Below are 21,442 nucleotides of genomic sequence, written 5' to 3'. Positions count from 1 at the left end.
TCCATGCGGGAGCTGACGGTGTTGTACGACCCGCACTGTGGCCTGTGCCGCCGGTTCAAGTACTGGCTGACAGCCCAGGCGCCGGCTCCCGACGGTCGGGGCGGGGTGGTGCGCACGCGCTTCGTCGCGGCGGGGTCGGCGCAAGCGCGGGCGCTCTATCCCACCCTCGACCACGAGGCCACGCTGCGAGATGTGACGGCGGTCGCCGACGACGGATCCGTGTACGTCGATGAGCGGGCCTGGATCATGTGCTTGTGGGCGACGTTCGAGCACCGCGCCACGGCCGTCCGGCTGGCGACTCCGGCGATGCGGCCGGTGGCGCGGGTGATGATCCAGGCGGTGGCGGGTGTGCGGCACCTGACCGTTGAGACGCGTGGGGGTGACTACGCTGACGGGTGTGACGGACAGTGCGACCACCAAGGGTGAGCAGACGCGTGAGCTGATCCTGTCCACCGCGCTGCGGATGTTTCGCGAGCAGGGGTATGGCAAGACGACGATGCGGGCGATCGCGGCCGAGGCGGGGGTGTCGGTCGGGAACGCCTACTACTACTTCAGCTCCAAAGACCATCTGATGCAGGCGTACTACGACCACCTGCAGGATCAGCACAGGGAGGCGGTCCAGGCCGTCCTGGCTGGGGACAAGAGCTTCAGCGCCAGGATGATCGGCGTACTGCGGGTGTGGCTGGACGTGTCGGCGCCGTACCACGAGTTCGCGGGGACGTTCTTCAAGACGGCGGCTGATCCGAAGAGCCCGCTGTCGCCGTTCAGTGCGGAGTCGCAGCCGGCGCGGGATGCGAGTGTCGAGGTCTTCCGTCAGGTGATCGCCGGGTCGGATCTGAAGCTCTCGCCGGAGTTGGCGGCTGAACTGCCCGAGCTGTTGTGGCTGTTCCAGATGGGGATCGTGCTGTTCTGGGTGCACGACGACAGCGACGACCTTCGCCGCACCAAGCTGCTGATCGACCGCTCGGTACCGCTCATCGACCGGCTGCTGCGGCTGACCCGGATCCCCGGTGTGCGCGGAGTGGTCAACGACATCGTCGGACTGATCCGCGCCATCAAGGTCTGACTACTCGCCGGTGCTGCCGTCGATGCGTTCGCGCAGCAGGTCCGCGTGGCCGTTGTGCCGCGCGTACTCCTCGATCAGGTGGATGTAGAGATAACGCACGCTGTATTCACCCTCGCGACGCGGACGCAGGAAGGTGTCATCGAGGCTGTAGCGCACCGCGATCTCCTCAGACTCCTGTACGGCGGCCGCGTACGTCTGCAGGTCGGCCTCCGCCTCCGCAGCATCGACGAGGTCGAAGTCGCCATCGGGGTGTTCGTCGGTCCAATAGCGGTCCGGAACCACCTCGCCGGCCAGGCAGGTTTTGAACCAGTACTGCTCGACTTCCGTGAGATGGCGCACTAAGCCGAGCAACGACATGCTGGACGGCTCGACACTGCGCCGTACCAGGTCCTCCCCGCTCAGACCGCTCACTTTGAGCAGCAATGTCTGTCGGTGGAAGTCGAGAAATCCCTGCAGCAACTCGCGTTCGGCGGCGATCTGGGGCGGGTCTGTTCTGGTCACGGAGACAAACTAGCTGGGGGATGGACCTCCGGTGCCGTACACTGACTGTGACGGCCCGCCCAGTTCTGCCTCGGGCCAGGAGCACTCTGTGACAGAGGTGCTCGCAGTCGACCCCCAAGCGCCGCGGCCCCTGACGGCCGCGCCGGGCAGGACGACCCCACGATTTTTGGAGTACTTATGGCGGCCCGCCGCCCCCTTTCGCAAGCCACAAACACGTCCACCTCCGCCCCGTCCTCCCGCCCGCGCCGCCGGCGCCCGGCCGCGAAGAAGACCGGTGAGAATGTTGCACAGAGCAACAACTCGGTCACAGCTTCGGAGTACGACTCGGTGATCCCGCTCGAGGTCCCGGACGACCTGACCTTCGCCGATCTCGGCGTACCGGCTGCTCTGACCGCGGCGCTCGCCGCGACCGGGGTGACCAAACCCTTCCCGATCCAGGCCGCGACGCTGCCGGATTCGCTGGCCGGCAAGGACGTTCTCGGCCGCGGCCGGACCGGCTCCGGCAAGACCTACGCCTTCGTGCTGCCGCTGCTGGCCCGCCTGTACCTGCGCGGTAACAAGCGGCAGTCGAAGGCTCCGCGGGCCCTGATCCTGGCGCCGACGCGGGAGCTGGCGACCCAGATCCAGGCCTCGATCCAGCCGCTGGCCGATGTGCTCGAGCTGCGCACGATGACGATCTTCGGCGGGGTCGGCCACGGCCCGCAGACGACCGGACTGCGCAAGGGCGTCGACATCGTCGTCGCCTGCCCCGGCCGCCTGGAGGACCACCTCAAGGCCGGCAACGTGAAGCTCGACGCGGTGGAGATCACCATCCTCGACGAGGCCGACCACATGGCCGACCTGGGCTTCCTGCCCGCCGTCCGCCGGATCCTCGAGGCAACGCCGGTCAAGGCCCAGCGGCTGCTGTTCTCGGCCACGCTGGACGCGGGCGTCAACGTCCTCGTGCAGCGCTTCATGACGAACCCGGTCACGCACAGCGTCGACTCGGCGCAGTCGCCGGTCTCGAAGATGACCCACCACGTGCTGCACGTGAAGGCCGACAGCCGGCTCCCGGTGCTGGTCGACCTGACCGCGGCACCCGGCCGGACACTCGTCTTCACCCGCACCAAGTACGGCGCCAAGTCGCTCACCAAGAAGCTGATCGCCCAGGGCGTTCCCGCGGTCGAGCTGCACGGCAACCTGTCCCAGGGTGCGCGCACGCGCAACCTGGAGGCGTTCTCGGCCGGTACGGCGAAGACGCTCGTCGCGACCGATATCGCCGCCCGCGGCATCCACGTCGACGACGTCACGCTGGTCATCCACGCCGACCCGCCGGTCGAGCACAAGGCCTACCTGCACCGCTCCGGCCGCACGGCCCGGGCCGGCGCCGAAGGCACGGTCGTCACCCTGATGACCGACGACCAGGTCCGCGACGTGCGCGACCTGACCCGCAAGGCCGGCATCGCCCCCAAGACCACCAAGCTCGCCGTCGGCGACCCGCTCCTGGCCGAGTTGGCCCCAGGCGAGCGCGTCTTCATCGAGCCCCCGGCCAAGCCCGCCGCCACCGAGGTCACCACCTCGGGCCGTGGTCGCGGCCGAGGTCGCGGAAACGGCCGCGGCGGAGCCACGTCTCCCCGCGCAGCTGGCACCTCACCCCGCGCCGCCGGTAGCACCTCACCCCGCGCCGCCGGTAGCACCTCACCCCGCGCCGCCGGGACCACCTCGTCCCGTCCCGCGGGTGGCGGCGCACCGAACCGCGGTGGCGCCAAGTCCCCGCAGGCTCGTGTCGGCGACAGCCCGTCCGCCTCGCGCGGCGGTCGCCGTCGTCGCGGCCCCCGCAAACAAGCCGCCTGAACCACCCATGCACGCCGCGCCCCCGAGCACCTAGCCCGGGGGCGCGCCCTTCCCCGGCCACTTGTCGTGGCCTGGCACAAGAACCGGTGGCCGGAGACAACGAGTAACCTGTCCCAGCCCACCGTGCGGTCTCCGCACCCCCGACTGGTGGGCGCATCCACTAGATGAGCCTCCCCCGGAGGTGGGGGTGGGGTGGTGGGTGTTTAGGTTGGGGTGGTGATGATTCGGACGGTGTTGGGGGAGCTCAGGCCGGATGGGCTGGGGATTTGTGACGCGCATGACCATCTGTTCTTCCGGTCGGCAATGCTGCCCGGCCAGGAGCTTGATGATGTAGACGCGGCCGTGGCAGAGGTCGGCGAGTTCGCTGACGCGGGCGGTCAGGCGATCGTGCAGTGGACGCCGCACGGCTTGAGCCGCCGCGCCGAGGAACTGCCTGGAATCTCAAGGCAGACAGGGGTTTCGCTGATTGCGGCGACCGGTCTGCACCGAGCCGAGCACTACCCAGATGGTTTCGTCGAGAAGGTCTGGCCGCGGCTCGCGGAGGTCTTCCACGACGAGCTGACCGTTGGCATCGGCAACAGTTCGGTCCGGGCCGGGCTGATCAAGGTGGCCGGTGGATTCCATCGGCTCGACGACCACGCGAAGTTCGTGATGCGCGCTGCCGCGGAAACGCATCACGCGACCGGCGCACCGATCGCGATCCACCACGAACTCGGGTCCGCGGCCGACGCCGTACTGGACCTGCTGGTCGACACCCTCGTCGTACCGCCGGAAAGTGTCATCCTCGGACACCTCAATCGCTTTCCGGACGCGCGGGCGCATCGCGACCTGGCGAGGCGTGGTGCGTGGCTGGCGTTCGATGGCCCATCGCGGGCCAACAACGCGACCGATCCGCACCTGCTCGACTGCCTGGCCGGGCTCATTGACGCCGGGTACGGCGACCGCCTGCTGCTCGGCGGGGACACGACGACTGCGAAGGCGCGGGGCGCGACCGGGGAGGGGCCGGGGATGTCGTTCCTGCTGACCACGCTCCGGCCGCGGATCATCCGCGAGTTCGGCGCCGACACGGCGGATGCGATCTTCCGGAGGAATCCGGCTCGGGCGTTCGCCTGGTAGTACGGTTCGGCCATGAGTGTCGTCGCACAGGTGTTCGTGGTGGTGGCCGGTCTGTTCCATGTCGCGATCTTCGTCATGGAGAGCCTGTTGTTCCGCAAGCCGAGCACGTATCAGCGGTTCCTGGTCAAGGACGAGGCCGAGATGAACGCCGCCCGGCCGTGGGCGTTCAACCAGGGGTTCTACAACCTGTTCCTGGGCGCCGGCGCGCTCGGCGGGCTGATCGCGGGCGGCGACAAGGGCCACGCGATCGCGCTCTTCAGCTGCGCCTGCATGGCCGGCGCCGGGATCGTGCTGGTCGCCTCCGACCGCCGGATGCTGCAGGCCGCGGCCACCCAGGCCCTGCCCCCGATCCTCGCCTTGGTACTCGCCGCAGCGCTCTGATTGACTTCAACCGCACTTGAAGTCGGAAGGTGTTCGGCATGACCACGACTGCCGAACCAACGCTTTCGACTCCAGGTGTGTTGTCCCCGCAGTACCGGGCGCTGACGATCGGCATGGTCGCGCTGATCACGCTGGTCGCGTTCGAGAACCTGGCCGTGACGACCGCGATGCCGACCGTCGCCCAGGCGCTCGACGGTCTGTACCTCTACGCGCTCGCGTTCGGCGGCCCGCTGGCCTCCGGCGTGGTCGGGATGGTTGTCTCCGGCACCTGGAGTGACCTGCGCGGCCCGACCCGCCCGCTCTGGCACGGGACCGCCTGGTTCCTCGGCGGCCTGGTGATCGCCGGGATCGCGCCGAGTATGGAGGTCCTGGTCGCCGGCCGGATCATCCAGGGCTTCGGCTCAGGCCTGCTCACCGTTGCCTTGTACGTCGTCGTCGGGCAGCTGTACCCGGCGATTCTCCGCCCGCGGATCTTCGCCGCGTTCGCGACCGGCTGGGTGGTGCCGTCACTCGTCGGCCCGGCGATCGCGGGGCTGATCGTGGAACACACCAGTTGGCGGATCGTGTTCCTCGCCGTACCGGTGCTGGCGATTCCGGCGGCCTTCGTGATGCGGCCTGGGCTTGCGCGGGGAGACCGGTACGACGTTCGTTCGGGGCGGCTGTGGGACAAGCAGGCGCTGTGGGCGATCGCGGCCGCGGTAGGTGTCGGGGTGCTGAACTACGGCGGCCAGCAGCACGGCGTACTGCAGATCGCACTGCTCGGTGTCGGACTGGCCGCGATCGTGGTCTTCGCGCCGAAGCTGTTGCCGCGCGGAACGTTCGCCTTCGGGCGCGGGCTGCCGTCGGTGATCGCGTTGCGCGGGCTCGTTGCCGCAGCCGGGTTCGGAGCCGAGGTATTCCTGCCGCTGATGCTGACCCGCGAGCGCGGATTGTCCCCGGCCGTCGCCGGCCTCGTGCTCACCGTGAGCGCGCTGAGCTGGACGCTGGCATCGTGGTGGCGCGGTCGCCCGAAGCACCGGTTCGGACCGTCGGTCTTCTTGCAGGTGGGCATGATCGCGATCGTGCTGGGGATCGGGATCGCCGTACTGACGCTCGATCCGCACGTGCCGGTCGTCGTCGGCATCCTCGGGTGGAGCCTGACCGGGTTCGGGATGGGCACGGTCTTCCCGACGCTGTCGGTGCTGGTCCTCGAGTACTCCGAACGTGCCGAGCAGGGTGCGAACAGCTCTGCCCTGCAACTCAGCGACTCGTTGTCCACGGCAACGGTCCTGGCCGTCGGCGGCTCACTCTTCGCGGCGATCGAGCCGCACTCCCCGGTCACCGCATACCTGGTCGCCTTCGGAGTCCCCGCCGTACTGGCTCTGCTCGGGGTTCAAGCGGCGCGGCGGACTACTCCTTCGTCCCGCTGACCGCGATCCCGGCTCCAAGCCCGATGATCATCAGCCCGCCCGTCCCACCGACAAGCTCGAGCCGGCGCGGCGACCGCGCGAACCACTCCCGCGCCGTACCGGCCACGAACGCCCACAAACTGTCGGACAACAGCGCGATCGTGATGAAGACCAGCCCCAGCACCAAGATCTGCGCCCAAGCCGGGCTCCCCGCCCCCTGATCCACAAACTGCGGCAACGCAGCGGCAAAGAACACCGCAGTCTTGGCGTTAGTCACCCCCACCAAGAACCCCTGCCGCAAGGTCTTCCGAGTACTCCCCGGCCGGGCGGCAGTGGTCATCGCCTCGACCAGCGACTTCCGCGTCCGAAACGCATGCACCCCGAGATAAATCAGGTAAGCCGCCCCCGCCAACTTCACCACAGTCAGCGCGACCGCACTGGCCGCAATCAACGTCCCCAACCCCAGCGCCACCAACACCAACATCACCGACGCACCCAACGTATTCCCCAACATCGTGAGCACCGCCTCCCTGCGCCCAACCGCCAGCGCCCGCCCCACGATGAACAACACGCTAGGCCCCGGAACGATGATGATCACAAGCGCGGTAACAGCAAACGCAACCAGATGATGAGCGGAAGGCATAAGCACAGCCTAATGCGAACGCTCCCTGCCCCGCCTCAACTATTCGAACCCCTTCGAACGGCTTCCACGCCCCCACCCGCCATGCCACGGTGACGCCTCCACCAACCAAAGGGGAGCCCTCCGTGACCCACCTCTCCCGCCGGTCCGCCCTCGGACTGGCCGCGGCCGCGGCCGTCGCGCCGCTCGCAGCCACCCTCCCGGCCCGCGCGACTGCGTCGACATCTTTCGACCTGCCCGTCGACTGCTATGGCTTCGTCAAGAGCGCCAGGCCGAACCAGGCCTTCGTCGCCTACAACTCGGGCTTCCCCGCCCGGGATGAGTTTCAGCCGTTGACCGGTCCCGTCTACGAACCGGCAGAGGACGGGGAACCAGCTGCCCAAGGCGTCCGGCGAAGCTGGTTTCGGGTCCCACTGAGCAAGCTCGCGGGACTGACTGTCGACAATGCGTTCCTGATCATCACGCTGCTGGACTCCAAGAGCCCGCTGCGGACCCCGGTCGATCTGTACCGCGTGAGTGACATCGACAACAGTTTCCCAGCCTGGAGCGATTCCGACTCGCCGGCGTTCTGGCTGCAGCGACTCGCGACCGTGTCAGCCAGTGCTTACAACGCCCAACCGCAGCCTCTCCAGTTCGACAGCTCCGCGCTGTTCAGCGGGGTTCGGACTGCGGTCGCCGAGGGCTCGCAGTCCATCTCCTTCGGTCTACGCAGCCCGTCGGAGAACGATCGGGCTCAGTACAAGAAGTTCGACGGCTTCTCGCCACGGCTCATCGTCTCCGCGCACTGATGGTCTGAGGGGATTGTCACGCCGCGCCGTAGCTCGTTGACCCCTCTGTGGGGCGGCGGCTACGGTTCGGAGGACAACTGCGATGCCCGAGGGAAGCCGGTGAAAGTCCGGCGCGGCCGCGCCACTGTGAGCGAGCTTGCTCGCGAGTCAGGATGCTCGGGCACCAGCAGCCTTTCGAAGGGGACGCGCACTTCCCCAGGAGGTTCAGATGGCAGCTCCTGCCCAGTCGGTCGGCGTACCGGCGATCTCGTCCCGGTTGCTTCTTCTTTCCGCGCTCAGTGTCGGCCTGATGCTGCTGCTCGCTTACCTGGTCGGGTTCGACCAGGGGGCGGTGTCGCAGTCCGGGATGTACCTGCACGAGCTGATGCACGACGGTCGGCACCTGCTCGGCGTGCCCTGCCACTGATCAGATGCGCACCTTCGGATCACTCCTGGTGCGCGGCCTGATCGTCGGACTCTTCGCCGGCCTGCTGGCCGGAACCTTCGCTTATGTGATGGGCGAGTCGCGGATCGATGCCGCGATCGCGATCGAAGAGGCCAACGCGGGCGCGCACACCCATGACCACGGCGACGAGCACGCCGCCGACCCCACTGCCGAGGAAGAGCCCCTGGTCAGCCGCACCGGCCAGAAGGGCGGCCTCTTCCTGGCCACCGGCCTGTACGGCGTCGCCCTCGGCGGCATCTTCGCCGTCGGCTTCACCCTGCTCCGGCGCAAGCTCCGGACGGACAACGACTCGTACGCCGCCCTCGGCCTGGCCGCCGCCGGTTTCATCGGCATCGTGCTCGTCCCGTTCCTCAAATACCCGCCGAACCCACCGGCCGTCGGCGACCCCGAGACGATCACCCGCCGTACCGTCACCTACCTGCTGACGATCGTGATCGGCCTGCTCGCGGTCTGGGCCGGCGTCGCGCTGTCACGCTGGACCGCCCGGTACGGCGAAGTGGCCCGCCTGGCCGGCGGTGTCGCGGGACTCGTGCTGACCGTGGTGGCGGCGTACCTGATCCTGCCTCGAATCAACGAGGTTCCGGACACGTTCCCCGCTACGCTGCTCTGGCAGTTCCGGTTCGCCTCGCTCGGTACGCAGGCGACGCTGTGGCTCCTGCTCGGTTTCGGGTACGCCGCCACAGTGGCCCGCCGGCCATCCGAACAGAAGGTGTCTGTTTGAGCTCGTTGACGCTGGTCGCCCACGCACTGACCCCCGCGCTGCGCGGCCTCGTCCTCGGCGGCGCCCCCGACCCGGACCCGGCGAGCGTGGAATCAGCGCGCGAACTCAAGCTCGAGGCCGACGCCACGTACGCCGGCCCCGAGCCCGCCGCCATCCAAACCGCCGAAGCCCTAGGCCTGACCCCAACCGTCGAACCGGCCCTCCGAGACCGCGACTACGGCGACTGGTCCGGCCGCGGCCTCGAAGACCTCCTGGCCGCAGACCCCACCGGCGTCGCCGCCTGGCTAGAACGCCCCCACACGGCCACTCCCGGCGGCGAGACCGAGAACGACGTCATCACCCGAGTAGCAGACTGGCTAGGCGACCTAGTAGAACGCCACGACGACCGCAGCACCCTCGTCGCCGTCGTACACCCGGCAGTCGTCCGCGCAGTAATCCTCTACGTCCTAGACGCCCCAGCCGAGTCCCTACGCCACGTAGACATCCGCCCCCTCGCAACCGTCACCCTCTCCCACCACACCGGCAACTGGTCCCTCGCCTTCCACTGACGACTGCACGGGCAGGAAAGGGAGGGGAAGGGAAAGGGAAAGGGAAAGGAAGGCAAACAAGAGAAAGGAAGGTCAACAACAAAGACAAAAGAGCAAAAACAAGAGAGAGAAAAGACAAAGATTTAGATTGGGCTGGGTGCCCAGATCCGTTGCCTGCAAGGGCACCGCCGCTCGGGAACCCTCACGCTGCCGTGAGCTCCTGCCGGATGCGACGAATCAGGTCCACCGCCCGGTCGCCGGTGAGTGCGAGAGCAGACAACCGCTCAAAGGCATCGCGGTATGCAGCCGTCTGCTCCGGGTCGGTGATGTCGACCGTCGCCGTCTCGAGTTCGACATGAACAAGATCGGGCTCTTCGTCGTCCCGATCTGCCATCACGCTCCAGGCGTGATAGGAGAATGCCCCGAACGGACGCGCGAACGGAACGATGCCGAAGCGAACCGTTCCATCGGCGGCGAACAGGGACAGCCGGTCAAGCTGGGCTACAAGCGTCGCGACGCTGGCGATCGGCCAGCGCAACGCGGCCTCGCCAACCAGTAGCCGAACTGCCCGATCCGGGTCGTAGAGGAGCGCCTGCCGGGCCATCCGCGCAGCGACCGCCGTGTTGAGTTCGGGTTGCTCCATCTCGGTGCACGCGAAGATTTCACGAGCATAGGCTGGGGTTTGAAGCAAACCTGGAATCAGGCGAGGATGCCAGGTCAGTGTCAGCCCGGACGCACTCTCGACCTCGGAGACCCTGCCCTGGCGCTGGGCGATTCCGTCTGCTGCTCGGCCGTGCCAGGGAGCCGGAGATGTTTCCGTGGCGATCTGCTCAGCGAGGTCTGAGATCTCGCCGGCGCGTTCCGGTGAGATCCCACAGATCGTCGACCACCGCCCCGCCAGATCAGGCGTCGGGCTTGATTGGCCGAGCTCGATCCGTGACAGTTTCGACTGCGAGACACCCAACCGCGCGGAGAGCTCCGTACCGGACAAACCTGCGAGTTTGCGAGCACCACGAAGCAGTCCACCAAGCCGCTGATGGACTGCTTCGCCGGAGCCGAACATGCTCATGTCTGGTGCGGATCGTCCTTTGTATCGTCGATGAACTGCAGTAACGGCACAGAGTTGGCCACCGCCAGATCGCGGTAATGCTGACATTGCGCAAGGGTCGCCGGATCGTCGTCGAGCTCCCAGCCGAGTTTGACACCGGTCTCCATGTTGTACCGGTACCAGACCAGGGTGTCGTCGAACAACGCGAACTCTGACGGGATCTCGGCGAGACCGGGATGACTGCTCCGGAGTGCGATCCGCACATCCTGGCCGGTTGCCAGATTGTTTGCCTGGTACGCCGCGAACTCATAGCGGAGGTAGTCGTTCAGCGGCAGATCGATGACATGCAGCAACGTATTTGTGCAGCCGTCGCTGATCTGGTCGGCCGTCTCCTGCCATTGCGGGTCGGTCGAAGGCGTCACGCTGCCCGTCGCACGCCACTCCGCGATCCGGTCGGCCTCGTCGGGCCAGTCATAGGACTGCAGAAGCTCGATCCGGAACACCGCACGCTTCGCGCTCCAGTACAGCTCTCGCAAGGTGGTGACGTCGAGAGATTTGATCACCGGCGTGCCCGGATCGCGTCGGCGGCTTGCAGCAGTGTCTCGACGGGCAATCTACCCAACAGTTCACCGGCCGGAATCCGTGCGGGAGCGATGCGGTCGATGCCATCCGGGGCTTCATAGAGCTGAACGAGCACGGTCGCGTCGCCGGCATCCTCCAGCCATACACGGGCACACCCATCGGTGCTGGTGGTGCCGGGCTTGTCCTCATGAGCGATCAACCGCAACGTCATGGCGTCCTCCATTGATGTGGGGCGGTGCTCTGCAGACATTCACCCATCACCCCTGGGTACCTGTCAATGCCCGGAACTACCCGTTGCGTGGATGGGTAGAAATGGGTAGATTGCATCGTGTCAGCTTGGACTGAAGGAGGTACCGCGAGTGGGCATGTCCACGATCAGCCGGAGCGGGGCCTCGACGCCAGAGGACGTGCTTGCTGAGGTGCGTCGGCTCCTCGGTGAACGCCGGTCGCCGGAGGAGTTCGTCCGGGCGATTCGGCGGCTGCTCGATCCCCTGGCCAAGCGGCAGGTGGTCGAGCTGACCGAGCGAGGTTGGCCCGTCTTGCGAGCGGCGGCTGCCGGCAGGCCTCCGGTCGATGAACTGCGATGGTGCGACCTGACGTCCGGTCAGCGCGTCCACCACTTCGAGTACGGCGCAGGAACGGTCGACAGCTCAGGACCGGACTGGATCTACATCACGTGGGACAACCCCGACGAACACCTCAACCATCACACCGCGGCAATCGTCCGCCACCTCACGCGAGGAAGTCCCGCCGTACCGACCGACGTGTAGCCCGGCATCCGCGCCGAGGGAGCGGTAACCACGTATCGAATTGCACTATACGGAAAACAGATAGTCAGCTGGTGGCGGCTCGTTCGGTGGCGCTTCGGAGGACGCAGAATTCGTTGCCTTCGGGGTCGTGCATGACTACCCAGCCGGTGCCGTCGGGGTTGCGGAAGTCGGCGCCGATGGTGGCGCCTAGGGTCAGGAGCCAGGCGACCTCTTCGTCTCTAGGGCCGTCTGGTTCCAGGTCGAGGTGTAGGCGGTTCTTGCCGGCTTTGCCGTCGTTGTTCTGCTCGAACAGGAACGTCATCGACTCGGTCGGGACGCTCGCGTAGGGATCGCCTGGGTGGTCGTCGTCGGGGCGCTCGGTTCGCAGCACCTGTAGCCAGAAGCCGGCCAGTTCGTAAGGGTTGTGGCTGTCGAAGGTGACGGTCCGCACGTGAGAGGTCATTTGCCGACCCTACTTCCGGAACACCAGCCGGTTCTCGGGATTTTCCGCGTCCTGGTACGGCGTGAATCCGGCCGCGACCGCCAGTTCGGTCAGCTGCTCCGGCAACCAGAGGTGTACCCAGATGTCCATCGGGAGGTCGCCGTACCCGGATGTCTTGTGATTGGACTCCTCGCCGACGTGGAAGCCCAGCAACAGCACTCCGCCAGGTGCCAGCACGCGGTGGAACTCGGCGAGGGCCTGCGGTACGACGTCGCGCGGCAGATGGATGATCGACCACCAGCTGACCACCCCGCCGAAGGACTCGTCGGCGAACTCCAGATCCGTCATCGAGCCGACACGGAAGTCGAGCTCGGGGTGATCTCGGCGGGCTACGCCGATCATGCCGGGGGAGAGGTCGAGCCCGATCGCGGGCCCGCGGGCGGCGAGCAGCCCGGTGGTGCGGCCGGGGCCGCAGCCGGCGTCGAGGACCGGCAGGCCCGCCGCCAGTTGGATGACCAGGTCGAATCCTTCGATCTCCCAGTCGGGACCGTCGACCACGCGCTCGGCGTACGAGGTCGCCACGGTGTTGTACGACTCGCGGATTCGTCCCAAAGCTTCTGTCATGGCGCGACCCTAGAAGGCCGCGCCGACAGAATTCGGTCAGGCCTTGCCGAGGGACTGCTTCTGCTTGCCGAGACCTTGGATCTCCAGCTCCATCACGTCACCCGGCGCCAGGTACGGGAAGCGGCCGGACAGCGCCACACCTTCCGGCGTACCGGTGTTCAGGATGTCGCCGGGGCTGAGCACCATGTACTGCGAGAGGTCGCGGATCAGGGTGGCCACGGAGAAGATCAGGTCCCGGGTGTTCGAGTCCTGGCGGGGCTCGCCGTTCACGAAGGACTTGAGGTCGAGGTTGGTGGGGTCGACCTCGTCGGCCGGGATCAGCGCCGGGCCGAGCGGGTTGAAGGTCTCACAGCACTTGCCCTTCGACCACTGGCCGCCCGACTCCTCGATCTGGAAGGCACGCTCGGAGACGTCGTTCGAGACGGCGTACCCGGCGATGCAGGCCAGGGCCTCCTCGTCGGTCTCGACGTACCGGGCCTCCTTGCCGATGATGACGGCGAGCTCGACCTCCCAGTCGGTCTTGGCCGAACCGCGGGGGATCAGGACCTCGTCGTACGGGCCGACGACGGTGTTCGGGTGCTTGAAGAACACGATCGGCTGCTTCGGCGGTGCGGAGCCGGACTCGGCCGCGTGGGCGGCGTAGTTCATGCCGATGCAGACCACGGCGCCGGGACGGGCGATCGGAGCGCCGACCCGGAGGCCGTCTGTGGAGGCTGCCGTCAGCTCACCGGCCTCCAGTGCGGCGCGGGTGCGGGCGATGCCGTCGGCGGCCAGGAAGGCGCCGTCGATGTCGGCGGTGAGGGGGCTCAGGTCGTAGACGGTGCCGTCGGTGGCGCGCACGTACGGGCGCTCCTCGCCGACCGCGCCGAGGCGCAGCAGTTCCACAGGTGTCTCCTACCTCAGGACGGAATCACTCTTGATCGAACATAGGCCGCAACCGCTCGCGGGACGCCTCGATGTGCGCCCGCATCGCTGCGGCCGCCTCCACCGGGTCGCCCTTGCGGACCGCGGCCACGACGGTCTTGTGCTCCCGCAACGCCTTTGTCGCGATTCCACCGCCGTAGTACAGCCGGAACAGGTGCAGGTGGCAGTGTGTGCGGGCGAAGGACAGCCGCGCGGTCTCGTTGCCGGACAGCTCCAGCACCAGGTCGTGGAAGCGCTGGTCGTGCGCAGCCATCGCCCGATAGCTCTCGTACGCCGGTCTGTCCGGTACGTCGGTGTAGCTCAGCATCTCGTCCTTGAGCCGGACCAGGTCCTCGGTGCCGGCGCGTTCCGCGGCGCGACCGGCCGCCCAGGGCTCGATGTGCAGCCGGAACTCGAACAGGTCCTCGAACTCGGGCCGGCTGAGCCGTGACGACACCCGGTAACCGCGTAGCGGCTCCTTGATCACCAGTCCGTCGGACTCCAGCCGGGCCAGCGACTCCCGGATCGGGGTCTGCGAGATCCCGAGCTCCCGGGTCAGGGCGTCGATGTTCAGCCGGGTGCCCGGCTCGACCACGCTGTCCATGATCAGGCCTTTGACGGTCTCGTAGACGTCGTCGCTCAGCACCTGTCGCTGGGGCAAGCGGGCGAGCTGCCCCGCCAGACCCACATGCGCATCAGTCACAGTGCACTCCTCCCGAACCATATTCTGCCCGACTTGTCATCGTTACCTCGACGAGTCTTGACGGCTCCAGTGTGAGGCGGCAGCATCAGGTTCGCAATATCCTATAGGATCTGGAGTCCGCTGATGACCGTCGCCCGCCGTCGAACCGCCCTCTGTCTGGCCACCGTCGCGCTCGTCGCGACCGGTTGCACGACCAAGCCCGCCGACTCCACATCCGGTGGCGCACCGAAGGACGACGCGTCCAGCGGGGCCAGTTCGGGCCCGGTGACCCTGAAGGACGGCTCGAAGGTCAAGCTAGCGCTGATCCCGGGCGGCGCACACCCCTATTTCCAGCCGTGGAAGACCGTCGCCGCGGTCGACAAGGCCGACTTCAAACTCGGTGACGCGACCTTCAACGAGACCGGCGAGTGGGACCAGGGCAAGCAGAACAACGTGATCAACTCGCTGGCCGCGCAGGGCTACAACGCGTTCGGCATCTTCGGCGTGTCGCCGACCGACATCAACTCGACGTTCGAGGACCTGAAGGCGAAGGGGTTCGCGGTCGGTTCGCTGGCCTCCTGCCCGGCCGGTGACACCAACGCGGCCGACTTCTGCCTGTCCACGGATGTCGAGGCGGCGGCGTACAAGGCGGCCAAGGCAACCATCGAGGCGATCGGCGGCGAGGGCACGATCGTGCACCTGACCGGCAACAACGTCGACTCCAACACCCAGCGCCGGATCGCGGGGGTGAAGAAGGCGATCGCCGAGACCAACGGCAAGGTCACCGAGCTGCCGGTGATCACGGACATCGACAAGGACTTGTCCACCGCGCAGAAGGCGGTCGCCGACCTGCTTGCCTCCAAGGGCAAGGAGATCAAGGGGATCGTCACCACGGCGTACAACCCGGCCGTGGCCGCGGCCGATGGTGTTGCCTCCAGCAAGCTTCCGATCAAGGTCGTCGCGATCGACGACGACGCGAAGATCCTGGCCGGGATCAAGTCCGGTGGCGTCGCCGCGACGGTGACGCAGAACCCGGCCGGCCAGGCGTACATCGGTGGCTGGCTGCTCGCGCTGCTGCAGTCCAAGCAGTGCACGATGAAGACGCCTGGTGTGATCGTGGACTCCGGCTCGTTCGTGGTCACGAAGGCCAACGTCGACACGTACGACGAGGAGCGCAAGGCGAAGACCAAGGCGCTGCAGCCCGAGTTCGAGAAGCAGCTGAGCTGCCAGTGAGCGCTGTTACGCGTGCCGAGGCCTACCTGGTCGATCTCGAGGTCGAGACGGTCCGCACTGATGCTGTGCAGTCGTTCCTCAAGCAGGAGACGATCTTCGTCTCGCTGGAGACGGCTGACGGGCTGAGCGGGCTGGGGTACTCGTACACGATCGGTACGGGCGGAACCGCCGTACTGGCGTTGCTGCGGGACCATCTGTTGCCGCGACTGATCGGGAAGGACGCCCGGAACGTCGAGGCGTTGTGGTCCGACCTGTTCTGGTCGACCCACGCAACCACGGTCGGTGCGATCACCTCACTGGCACTGGCGGCCGTCGACACCGCGCTGTGGGACCTGCGGTGTCTGCGGGCGGCTGAGCCGTTGTGGCGGTTGGCCGGTGGGTATCGGCAGCAGGTGCCTTTGTACGACACCGAGGGCGGCTGGCTGCACCTGACCACGGATGAGCTTGTTGCGGGTGCCTTGGCGTCGCAGAAGGCCGGTTGGCCCGGTGTGAAGCTCAAGGTGGGCAAGCCGCGGGTTCACGAGGACCTGGAGCGACTGCGCGCCGTACGGGATGCAGTTGGTCCTTTGTTGGACATCATGGTTGATGCGAACCAGTCGATGACGTACGCCGAGGCCAAGCGGCGTGCTGCTGCTTTCGAGTCGGTGGACCTGTCGTGGTTCGAGGAGCCGTTGCCGGCTGACGATCTGACTGGGCATGTGCGGCTGGCGCAGTCCACGTCGATCCCGATCGCGGTGGGTGAGTCCCTGTACTCGGTGTCGCAGTTCCGTGAGTACGTCGCGGCCGGGGCGGCCGGGATCGTCCAGGTGGACGTAGCGCGCATCGGCGGGATCACTCCGTGGCTGAAGGTCGCTCATCTGGCTGAGGCGTTCAACCTCGAGGTCTGTCCGCACTTCCTGATGGAGATCCACGTCAGCCTGACCGCCGCCGTACCGAACGGCCGGTACGTCGAGCACATCCCGCAGCTGCGAGCCATCACTCGTTCTGAGATGGCCGTGGTGGACGGGCACGCGGTTGCGCCGGATGTGCCGGGGCTGGGGATCGACTGGAACCCTGACGCCATAGACGATCGGCGTGTCTCGTGAGCGCGCCGGTGTCGGAGACCGCCACTCAGGCGCTCCAAGAGGACACACCGGTCGAGAAGCCGCCGCGTGGCACGCCCTGGTGGGCCAACCAGCGGATCGGGTTGCTACTGCTCGTCGTACTGCTGGGTGCGCTGTTCGGTGTGCTGCGGCCGGCGTTCTTCAACCAGCAACTGGTGATCTTCCCGCTGCTGCGTGACATCGCGATGTTCACCGTGGTCGGTCTGGCACAGCTATGTGTGCTGTCGATCGGACACATGAACCTTGCCGTCGGCCGGATGGCGGCGTTCTCGATGATGATCACCGGCATCTCCTACGACCTGTGGCACTTCACCCTGTACTCCGGACTCCTGGTGGGACTGGTGGCCGGTACGGCGATCGGTGCGCTGGCGGGCTGGGTGATAGCGCGGACCGGGGTCAACTCGTTCGTGGTGACGCTGGCACTCGACTTCCTGCTGCTGGGGATGATTCCGCTCGTCTACACGTCGCTGACCGACAATGCGGCGTTCGTGACCAAGCCACCGGGCATGCGGGAGCTGCGGAACTACTCGCTCGCGGATGTGTGTGTCGGCAACGTGTGCGGATCGCCCGCCGTACCGCAGCTGGCTCTCTTCGCTCTGATCGCCATGGCAGTTGTCGGCTGGATCTACTCGCGGACCCGGCTCGGCCGCGAGCTGCTGATGACCGGGTCGTCGGTGCGCGCCGCTGAGCTCTCGGGGATCCCGACTGCTCGCCGGGTAATCACTGCGCACGCCATGTCGGGCTGCCTGGCCGCGCTGGCCGGATTCATGCTGGCTGTCTCGACCGGCTCGATCAAGGCGACCATCGGCGAGGAGTTCATGCTCCCGTCGTTCCTCGGACCGATTCTCGGTGGCACTTTGCTGGCCGGCGGTTTCGTCTCGATCTGGGGCACCTTGATCGGTACGGCGCTCACGTCGGTGATCCGCAAGGGGCTCGACCTGCTCGGTGTCGGTCTGGAGAGCCTGAACATCTACCTCGGTCTGATCCTGCTGCTCGCGCTGTCCACCGACCGCGTCCGAACAGTCCTGTCCGAGCGGCAGGAGGTGCGACGACAATGAAGCGCTTCGCCCGATCGACCGAGATGACCTTGCTTGTCATCGGCATCGTGTTCTTCATCGGGTTGGTCATCGCGTCCGGCGGTGACCTGCTCGCAGCGAATTCCTTAAGAGTGCTACTTCAGTTCCTTGCCGTGCCGATCCTGATCGGATTGGCTCAAATGGTGGTGCTCGCAGTGGGTCAACTCAACTTGGCCGTCGGCGCGATCGGTGGATTCGCGGCGGCGGCAATGGGCGTGCTCATGGCCGATCACGGCGTACCGGTTCCGCTGGCGCTGCTGATCGGGTTCCTGCTCGCCGGAGTTGTCGGCCTGCTGAACGGTGTGCTCGTCGTGCTGACCCGGATCAACGGGTTCATCGTCACGCTGGCGACGATGACGATCCTGCTCGGCGTGCAGTACCGGTTGGTCGGCACCCGGACCGTCGATGCTTATCCACAAGGGCTCAAGACCTTCGGGTCGGCCGCGCTGTTCGGCGTCATCCCGTGGATCTTCGTCGTGGCGCTGATCGTGGCCGGGCTCCTCGCGGTGATGCTGAAACGGACAGTGCCGGGTCGGCAGCTGCTCGCCTCCGGTGGGAACCCGATCGCCGCCCGGCTGTCCGGGATCTCCAACGACCGCTCGGTGATCGTCGCGCACGCGTTGTCCGGCGCGATCCTCGGCGTTGCTGCGATTCTCACGGTCGCCTCGTCGCCAGGCGTGAACAAGAGCATCGGCGGTGACTGGCTGCTGCCTTCGTTCGCGGCACCGATCATCGGCGGCGCATTGCTCACCGGCGGATCGGCCGTCGTACTGGGAACCGTGCTGGCGGCGTTCATCGTGCGCTTCGTGGACACCGCACGGGCCGAGTTCTCCCTCGAACCCTCCTGGGTGAACTTCGTGGTCGGCGCGGTCGTCCTCGGCTCGGTCGTGCTCGGGCAGGTTCGCACTCGTCGGCAGGACCGGCGTTCGGTGGTGAAATCGCCCGACGCGGCGGTGGCCGGAGGTGTGTCATGACGCTGTTCGAGGCTTCGGAGATCGTGAAGGTCTTCCCCGGCGTCCGCGCGCTGGACGGCGTCACGTTGTCGCTCGAGGCCGGCTCGGTCCACGCCTTGCTGGGTGAGAACGGCGCCGGCAAGTCGACGCTGATCAAGGTCGTCACCGGGCTCTACCGTCCGGACGGCGGCCGGTTGCTGCTCGACGGGCGCGAGGTGTCCTTCGGCTCGCCGCACGAATCGGCCGCGGCCGGGATCGGCGTCGTCCACCAGGAGCGCAACCTGATCCCCGGCTTCACGGTCGGCGAGAACATCCTGCTCCAGAAGCTGCCGACCAATCGCGGTCTGGTCGACCGGGCGGCGATCCGGTCCGAGGCGACGCGCTGGCTGGCCGAGCTGGAGCTCGACATCGATCCGGATCAGCCGGTCACGGAGCTCTCGGTCGCGCAGGCGCAATTGGTCGAGATCGCCAAGGCGCTATCGGTGGAGAGTCGTGTGCTGCTGCTCGACGAGCCCACCGCGTCGATCACGCCGAACGAGGCAGCTCTGCTGTTCCGCGTCGTGGAGAAGCTGAAGGACGACGGACGCGCAGTGCTGTTCGTCAGCCACAAGCTGGAAGAGGTCTTCCAGATCTGCGACACCGTCACCGTCCTGCGCGACGGCGCCTCGGTGCTGTCCGGCGGCGCGTTGTCCGAGCTCACCCGTGACCAAGTGGTCGACCTGATGGTCGGCCGCGTCCACGAAGCCCTCAACCTGCCCGATCGAACCGTCGACACCACGGTCGCCCCGATCCTGGAGCTCCGCGGCGTCGGTACGGCGACCGGTCACGCGGAGGTGGATCTCACCGTCCGCCCCGGCGAGATCGTCGGCCTGTACGGACTGGTCGGCGCCGGCCGGAGTGAGTTGGCCAAGGCCCTGCTCGGCCTCGACCGCATCACCGCCGGTGAGGTCCTGGTGCGCGGGCAGGCGGTCAAGATCCGCACAGTCCGCGACGCCCTGCGCAACCACAAGATCGGCTACGTCACCGAGAACCGCAAGGAAGAGGGCGTCTTCCTCGAGCAGTCGATCGCCCGCAACATCGCCGTCACCATCTGGGACCGCCTCCGCAAACTCCTCGGCTACGTCCCCGCCAAGTCCGAGACCGAGATCGTCTCGTCGTACGTCGAACAACTCGGTATCCGGATCGCCTCGCCGTCCCAACACGCCGGCACGCTCTCCGGTGGCAACCAGCAGAAGGTCTCCCTGGCCAAATGGCTGGCCGCCCAGACCGAGATCCTCATCATCGATGAGCCCACGGTCGGCATCGACGTCCGCACCAAAGACGCCTTCCATACGCTCATCTGGGACCTCGCCGCGAATGGCCTCGCCATCCTCCTGATCACCTCCGACCTCCCCGAGATGATCACGCTCGCCGACCGCGTAGTCGTCATGCGCGACCACCGCATCCAGGGCGAACTCCCCAACACCCACGACTACGACCAGATGAGCCAACAAGTCATCCGCCTAATCCACGCAGAAGGCACCACAGCCGCATGAGCAGAGTCGACGCCCACCACCACGTGTGGGACCTGTCCGTCCGCGACCAGACCTGGATGGTCGGCCCGGACTTCGCCCCCATCCGACGCAACTTCACCGCCGACGACCTCGCACCCCTGGCCGCCGCAGCCGATATCACCGCCACCGTCCTGGTCCAGACAGTCGGTGTCCTGGCCGAGACCGGCGAGTTCCTGGAGGTTGCTGCCAGCAACGACCTCGTCGCCGGTGTCGTGGGCTGGGTTGACCTGACCGCACCCGACATTGCGGACGTCCTCGCCAACCTCCAGGCCCGCCCGGATGGCCAGTACCTGAAGGGCATCCGCCACCAGGTGCACGACGAGCCGGATCTCGAGTGGTTGCTGCGCTCCGACGTACAACGCGGCCTGGCCGCAGTCGCCGACGCCGGTCTCGTCTACGACCTGCTCACCAAGACCCCGCACCTCCCAGCGGCAATCAAGACAGCCCAGGCGCTCCCACAGCTCTCCTTCGTGGTCGACCACATCTCCAAGCCCGCCATCGGCGGCTCGCTGGACCCCTGGGCCACCGACCTCCGAGCCCTCGCCGCCCTCCCCAACGTCACCTGCAAACTCTCCGGCATGGTCACCGAGGCCAACTGGACCTCCTGGACCCCCGCCGACCTCAAGCCGTACGCCGACGTAGTCCTGGACGCCTTCACGCCCGACCGCGTCATGTTCGGCTCCGACTGGCCCGTCTGCCTACTAGCCGCGTCGTACGGCGACGTGGTGGCAGCCGCCGAGACCCTCACCGCCGACCTAACCCCCGCCGAACGCGAGGCCATCTTCACCACCACAGCCACCACCACCTACAACCTCACAACCTGACGAGCCAACCCCCAGCCACCCAATGCCGTCCTACGCCCTCGCCGCCCGGGCACCTGACGGGTGAACCCATCGGCTTGTCGGACCCCAAGGCCGGCTAGCGGGCCTCCGCATGAGCCGGTGCGACGTTGTGCCCGGTTCAACCACGCGCGCGGCCAGCAGGTGGTCGATGGGATGCTCCTATAGCTGTCAAGTGGTGGTTTGTGGTTGGAGTGCTTGGCGGATGTGGGGTAGGAGTTCGCGGGCGATGTAGCGTTTGAGGCAGCG

The 21,442-nt window shown here is 67.1% G+C and carries 26 protein-coding genes and 1 riboswitch; of the genes, 17 read left to right on the top strand and 9 right to left on the bottom strand.

All coding sequences use genetic code 11. The features are described 5' to 3' along the window. Positions 1-3 precede the first annotated feature (3 nt). Together ACFTSF_RS37340 and ACFTSF_RS37335 are read left to right on the top strand one after the other, a co-directional pair. The gene (locus tag ACFTSF_RS37340) at positions 4-426 is read left to right on the top strand and encodes a DCC1-like thiol-disulfide oxidoreductase family protein (RefSeq protein WP_380159839.1); all 423 of its coding nucleotides are present in this window, start codon (positions 4-6) and stop codon (positions 424-426) included. Next, the gene (locus ACFTSF_RS37335; protein ID WP_380159837.1) at positions 398-1,066 is read left to right on the top strand and encodes a TetR family transcriptional regulator; all 669 of its coding nucleotides are present in this window, start codon (positions 398-400) and stop codon (positions 1,064-1,066) included. Before ACFTSF_RS37340 ends, ACFTSF_RS37335 begins: the two co-directional genes overlap by 29 nt. Here the strand turns inward: ACFTSF_RS37335 and ACFTSF_RS37330 are convergent, their stop codons facing one another. Beyond that, positions 1,067-1,567 carry a DinB family protein gene (locus ACFTSF_RS37330; protein WP_380159835.1) on the bottom strand — a complete coding sequence of 167 codons (501 nt, stop codon included), beginning with the start codon at positions 1,565-1,567 and terminating at the stop codon, positions 1,067-1,069. It lies immediately after the preceding gene. A gap of 177 nt (positions 1,568-1,744) precedes the next feature. Here ACFTSF_RS37330 and ACFTSF_RS37325 point away from each other — a divergent pair, with 177 nt between their 5' ends. The 4 genes from ACFTSF_RS37325 to ACFTSF_RS37310 all read left to right on the top strand — a co-directional run bounded on the left by ACFTSF_RS37325 (position 1,745) and on the right by ACFTSF_RS37310 (position 6,306). Next, a complete protein-coding gene (locus tag ACFTSF_RS37325) occupies positions 1,745-3,400 on the top strand; it encodes a DEAD/DEAH box helicase (RefSeq protein ID WP_380159834.1) in 1,656 nt (551 codons plus the stop codon). Positions 3,401-3,619: 219 nt separating this feature from the next. Beyond that, the gene (locus ACFTSF_RS37320; protein ID WP_380160052.1) at positions 3,620-4,516 is read left to right on the top strand and encodes a phosphotriesterase; all 897 of its coding nucleotides are present in this window, start codon (positions 3,620-3,622) and stop codon (positions 4,514-4,516) included. Between the two features lie 12 nt (positions 4,517-4,528). Beyond that, a complete protein-coding gene (locus ACFTSF_RS37315) occupies positions 4,529-4,897 on the top strand; it encodes a DUF1304 domain-containing protein (protein ID WP_380159832.1) in 369 nt (122 codons plus the stop codon). A gap of 38 nt (positions 4,898-4,935) precedes the next feature. Next, positions 4,936-6,306, top strand: a complete 1,371-nt coding sequence (locus tag ACFTSF_RS37310) for an MFS transporter (protein ID WP_344163234.1) — start codon at positions 4,936-4,938, stop codon at positions 6,304-6,306. Here the strand turns inward: ACFTSF_RS37310 and ACFTSF_RS37305 are convergent. Beyond that, positions 6,287-6,928, bottom strand: a complete 642-nt coding sequence (locus tag ACFTSF_RS37305) for a LysE family translocator (protein WP_380159831.1) — start codon at positions 6,926-6,928, stop codon at positions 6,287-6,289. The two genes, ACFTSF_RS37310 and ACFTSF_RS37305, sit on opposite strands and share 20 nt — an antisense overlap. A gap of 122 nt (positions 6,929-7,050) precedes the next feature. Between ACFTSF_RS37305 and ACFTSF_RS37300 the strand changes: the two genes are divergently transcribed. The 4 genes from ACFTSF_RS37300 (at position 7,051) to ACFTSF_RS37285 (ending at position 9,427) form a co-directional block, all read left to right on the top strand. Next, entirely contained in the window at positions 7,051-7,713 is a 663-nt protein-coding gene (locus ACFTSF_RS37300; protein WP_380159829.1) for a hypothetical protein, read from the top strand. Positions 7,714-7,804: 91 nt separating this feature from the next. Then, a riboswitch (cobalamin riboswitch) is annotated at positions 7,805-7,869 on the top strand. A gap of 52 nt (positions 7,870-7,921) precedes the next feature. Next, the gene (locus ACFTSF_RS37295; protein ID WP_344163225.1) at positions 7,922-8,119 is read left to right on the top strand and encodes a CbtB domain-containing protein; all 198 of its coding nucleotides are present in this window, start codon (positions 7,922-7,924) and stop codon (positions 8,117-8,119) included. Between the two features lie 4 nt (positions 8,120-8,123). Continuing rightward, the gene (locus tag ACFTSF_RS37290) at positions 8,124-8,879 is read left to right on the top strand and encodes a CbtA family protein (protein WP_380159827.1); all 756 of its coding nucleotides are present in this window, start codon (positions 8,124-8,126) and stop codon (positions 8,877-8,879) included. Further along, a complete protein-coding gene (locus tag ACFTSF_RS37285) occupies positions 8,876-9,427 on the top strand; it encodes a histidine phosphatase family protein (protein ID WP_380159825.1) in 552 nt (183 codons plus the stop codon). The genes ACFTSF_RS37290 and ACFTSF_RS37285 overlap by 4 nt, the downstream gene beginning before the upstream one ends. Before the next feature lie 181 nt (positions 9,428-9,608). Here the strand turns inward: ACFTSF_RS37285 and ACFTSF_RS37280 are convergent, their stop codons facing one another. From ACFTSF_RS37280 to ACFTSF_RS37270, 3 genes are read right to left on the bottom strand one after another with little or no spacing between them, the layout of a single operon-like run. Beyond that, a complete protein-coding gene (locus tag ACFTSF_RS37280) occupies positions 9,609-10,469 on the bottom strand; it encodes a helix-turn-helix domain-containing protein (RefSeq protein WP_380160050.1) in 861 nt (286 codons plus the stop codon). A gap of 2 nt (positions 10,470-10,471) precedes the next feature. Beyond that, positions 10,472-11,017 carry a DUF6879 family protein gene (locus ACFTSF_RS37275; protein WP_380159824.1) on the bottom strand — a complete coding sequence of 182 codons (546 nt, stop codon included), beginning with the start codon at positions 11,015-11,017 and terminating at the stop codon, positions 10,472-10,474. Beyond that, the gene (locus tag ACFTSF_RS37270; RefSeq protein ID WP_380159822.1) at positions 11,014-11,247 is read right to left on the bottom strand and encodes a hypothetical protein; all 234 of its coding nucleotides are present in this window, start codon (positions 11,245-11,247) and stop codon (positions 11,014-11,016) included. Before ACFTSF_RS37270 ends, ACFTSF_RS37275 begins: the two co-directional genes overlap by 4 nt. 154 nt (positions 11,248-11,401) lie before the next feature. On the opposite strand from ACFTSF_RS37270, the gene ACFTSF_RS37265 reads away from it, so the two are divergent. After that, positions 11,402-11,806: a hypothetical protein gene (locus tag ACFTSF_RS37265; protein ID WP_380159820.1), complete on the top strand. Its 405-nt coding sequence runs from the start codon at positions 11,402-11,404 to the stop codon at positions 11,804-11,806. 64 nt (positions 11,807-11,870) lie between these two features. Here ACFTSF_RS37265 and ACFTSF_RS37260 read toward each other — a convergent pair whose 3' ends face one another. The 4 genes from ACFTSF_RS37260 to ACFTSF_RS37245 are packed head-to-tail and all read right to left on the bottom strand — an operon-like array spanning position 11,871 to position 14,457. Then, complete coding sequence (locus ACFTSF_RS37260) at positions 11,871-12,248, bottom strand: VOC family protein (RefSeq protein WP_380159819.1); 378 nt, start codon at positions 12,246-12,248, stop codon at positions 11,871-11,873. A gap of 9 nt (positions 12,249-12,257) precedes the next feature. Then, a complete protein-coding gene (locus ACFTSF_RS37255) occupies positions 12,258-12,851 on the bottom strand; it encodes a class I SAM-dependent methyltransferase (protein ID WP_380159817.1) in 594 nt (197 codons plus the stop codon). Between the two features lie 36 nt (positions 12,852-12,887). Then, complete coding sequence (locus ACFTSF_RS37250; protein WP_380159815.1) at positions 12,888-13,736, bottom strand: fumarylacetoacetate hydrolase family protein; 849 nt, start codon at positions 13,734-13,736, stop codon at positions 12,888-12,890. Positions 13,737-13,761: 25 nt separating this feature from the next. Further along, positions 13,762-14,457: a GntR family transcriptional regulator gene (locus ACFTSF_RS37245; protein WP_132413387.1), complete on the bottom strand. Its 696-nt coding sequence runs from the start codon at positions 14,455-14,457 to the stop codon at positions 13,762-13,764. Positions 14,458-14,580: 123 nt separating this feature from the next. Between ACFTSF_RS37245 and ACFTSF_RS37240 the strand changes: the two genes are divergently transcribed. Genes ACFTSF_RS37240 through ACFTSF_RS37215 form a run of 6 tightly spaced genes read left to right on the top strand, consistent with a single transcriptional unit; the run spans position 14,581 to position 21,178 of the window. After that, positions 14,581-15,669, top strand: coding sequence for a sugar ABC transporter substrate-binding protein (locus tag ACFTSF_RS37240; RefSeq protein ID WP_380159812.1), 1,089 nt, complete (start codon positions 14,581-14,583; stop codon positions 15,667-15,669). After that, positions 15,666-16,754, top strand: a complete 1,089-nt coding sequence (locus ACFTSF_RS37235) for a mandelate racemase/muconate lactonizing enzyme family protein (protein WP_380159810.1) — start codon at positions 15,666-15,668, stop codon at positions 16,752-16,754. The genes ACFTSF_RS37240 and ACFTSF_RS37235 overlap by 4 nt, the downstream gene beginning before the upstream one ends. Beyond that, a complete protein-coding gene (locus ACFTSF_RS37230; protein ID WP_380159809.1) occupies positions 16,751-17,830 on the top strand; it encodes an ABC transporter permease in 1,080 nt (359 codons plus the stop codon). The genes ACFTSF_RS37235 and ACFTSF_RS37230 overlap by 4 nt, the downstream gene beginning before the upstream one ends. Continuing rightward, on the top strand, positions 17,827-18,822 hold the full coding sequence (locus ACFTSF_RS37225; protein ID WP_344163197.1) for an ABC transporter permease: 996 nt from the start codon (positions 17,827-17,829) through the stop codon (positions 18,820-18,822). Before ACFTSF_RS37230 ends, ACFTSF_RS37225 begins: the two co-directional genes overlap by 4 nt. Further along, a complete protein-coding gene (locus tag ACFTSF_RS37220; RefSeq protein ID WP_380159806.1) occupies positions 18,819-20,336 on the top strand; it encodes a sugar ABC transporter ATP-binding protein in 1,518 nt (505 codons plus the stop codon). The genes ACFTSF_RS37225 and ACFTSF_RS37220 overlap by 4 nt, the downstream gene beginning before the upstream one ends. Next, a complete protein-coding gene (locus ACFTSF_RS37215; protein WP_380159804.1) occupies positions 20,333-21,178 on the top strand; it encodes an amidohydrolase family protein in 846 nt (281 codons plus the stop codon). The genes ACFTSF_RS37220 and ACFTSF_RS37215 overlap by 4 nt, the downstream gene beginning before the upstream one ends. Positions 21,179-21,442 lie beyond the last annotated feature (264 nt).

This window comes from Kribbella sp. NPDC056951, assembly GCF_042674205.1.
In the GTDB taxonomy this organism is placed as follows: Bacteria; Actinomycetota; Actinomycetes; order Propionibacteriales; family Kribbellaceae; genus Kribbella; species Kribbella yunnanensis.
This window is presented reverse-complemented; position numbering and strand designations above follow the sequence as displayed.

Bases quoted from the DNA above. Each gene is read 5' to 3' on its own strand.
- ACFTSF_RS37290 (WP_380159827.1), top strand. From the start codon at position 8,124: ATGCGCACCTTCGGATCACTCCTGGTGCGCGGCCTGATCGTCGGACTC.
- ACFTSF_RS37280 (WP_380160050.1), bottom strand. From the start codon at position 10,469: ATGTTCGGCTCCGGCGAAGCAGTCCATCAGCGGCTTGGTGGACTGCTT.
- ACFTSF_RS37265 (WP_380159820.1), top strand. From the start codon at position 11,402: ATGTCCACGATCAGCCGGAGCGGGGCCTCGACGCCAGAGGACGTGCTT.
- ACFTSF_RS37225 (WP_344163197.1), top strand. From the start codon at position 17,827: ATGAAGCGCTTCGCCCGATCGACCGAGATGACCTTGCTTGTCATCGGC.
- ACFTSF_RS37310 (WP_344163234.1), top strand. From the start codon at position 4,936: ATGACCACGACTGCCGAACCAACGCTTTCGACTCCAGGTGTGTTGTCC.
- ACFTSF_RS37340 (WP_380159839.1), top strand. From the start codon at position 4: ATGCGGGAGCTGACGGTGTTGTACGACCCGCACTGTGGCCTGTGCCGC.
- ACFTSF_RS37295 (WP_344163225.1), top strand. From the start codon at position 7,922: ATGGCAGCTCCTGCCCAGTCGGTCGGCGTACCGGCGATCTCGTCCCGG.
- ACFTSF_RS37220 (WP_380159806.1), top strand. From the start codon at position 18,819: ATGACGCTGTTCGAGGCTTCGGAGATCGTGAAGGTCTTCCCCGGCGTC.
- ACFTSF_RS37320 (WP_380160052.1), top strand. From the start codon at position 3,620: ATGATTCGGACGGTGTTGGGGGAGCTCAGGCCGGATGGGCTGGGGATT.
- ACFTSF_RS37255 (WP_380159817.1), bottom strand. From the start codon at position 12,851: ATGACAGAAGCTTTGGGACGAATCCGCGAGTCGTACAACACCGTGGCG.
- ACFTSF_RS37305 (WP_380159831.1), bottom strand. From the start codon at position 6,928: ATGCCTTCCGCTCATCATCTGGTTGCGTTTGCTGTTACCGCGCTTGTG.
- ACFTSF_RS37270 (WP_380159822.1), bottom strand. From the start codon at position 11,247: ATGACGTTGCGGTTGATCGCTCATGAGGACAAGCCCGGCACCACCAGC.
- ACFTSF_RS37240 (WP_380159812.1), top strand. From the start codon at position 14,581: ATGACCGTCGCCCGCCGTCGAACCGCCCTCTGTCTGGCCACCGTCGCG.
- ACFTSF_RS37315 (WP_380159832.1), top strand. From the start codon at position 4,529: ATGAGTGTCGTCGCACAGGTGTTCGTGGTGGTGGCCGGTCTGTTCCAT.
- ACFTSF_RS37325 (WP_380159834.1), top strand. From the start codon at position 1,745: ATGGCGGCCCGCCGCCCCCTTTCGCAAGCCACAAACACGTCCACCTCC.
- ACFTSF_RS37215 (WP_380159804.1), top strand. From the start codon at position 20,333: ATGAGCAGAGTCGACGCCCACCACCACGTGTGGGACCTGTCCGTCCGC.
- ACFTSF_RS37260 (WP_380159819.1), bottom strand. From the start codon at position 12,248: ATGACCTCTCACGTGCGGACCGTCACCTTCGACAGCCACAACCCTTAC.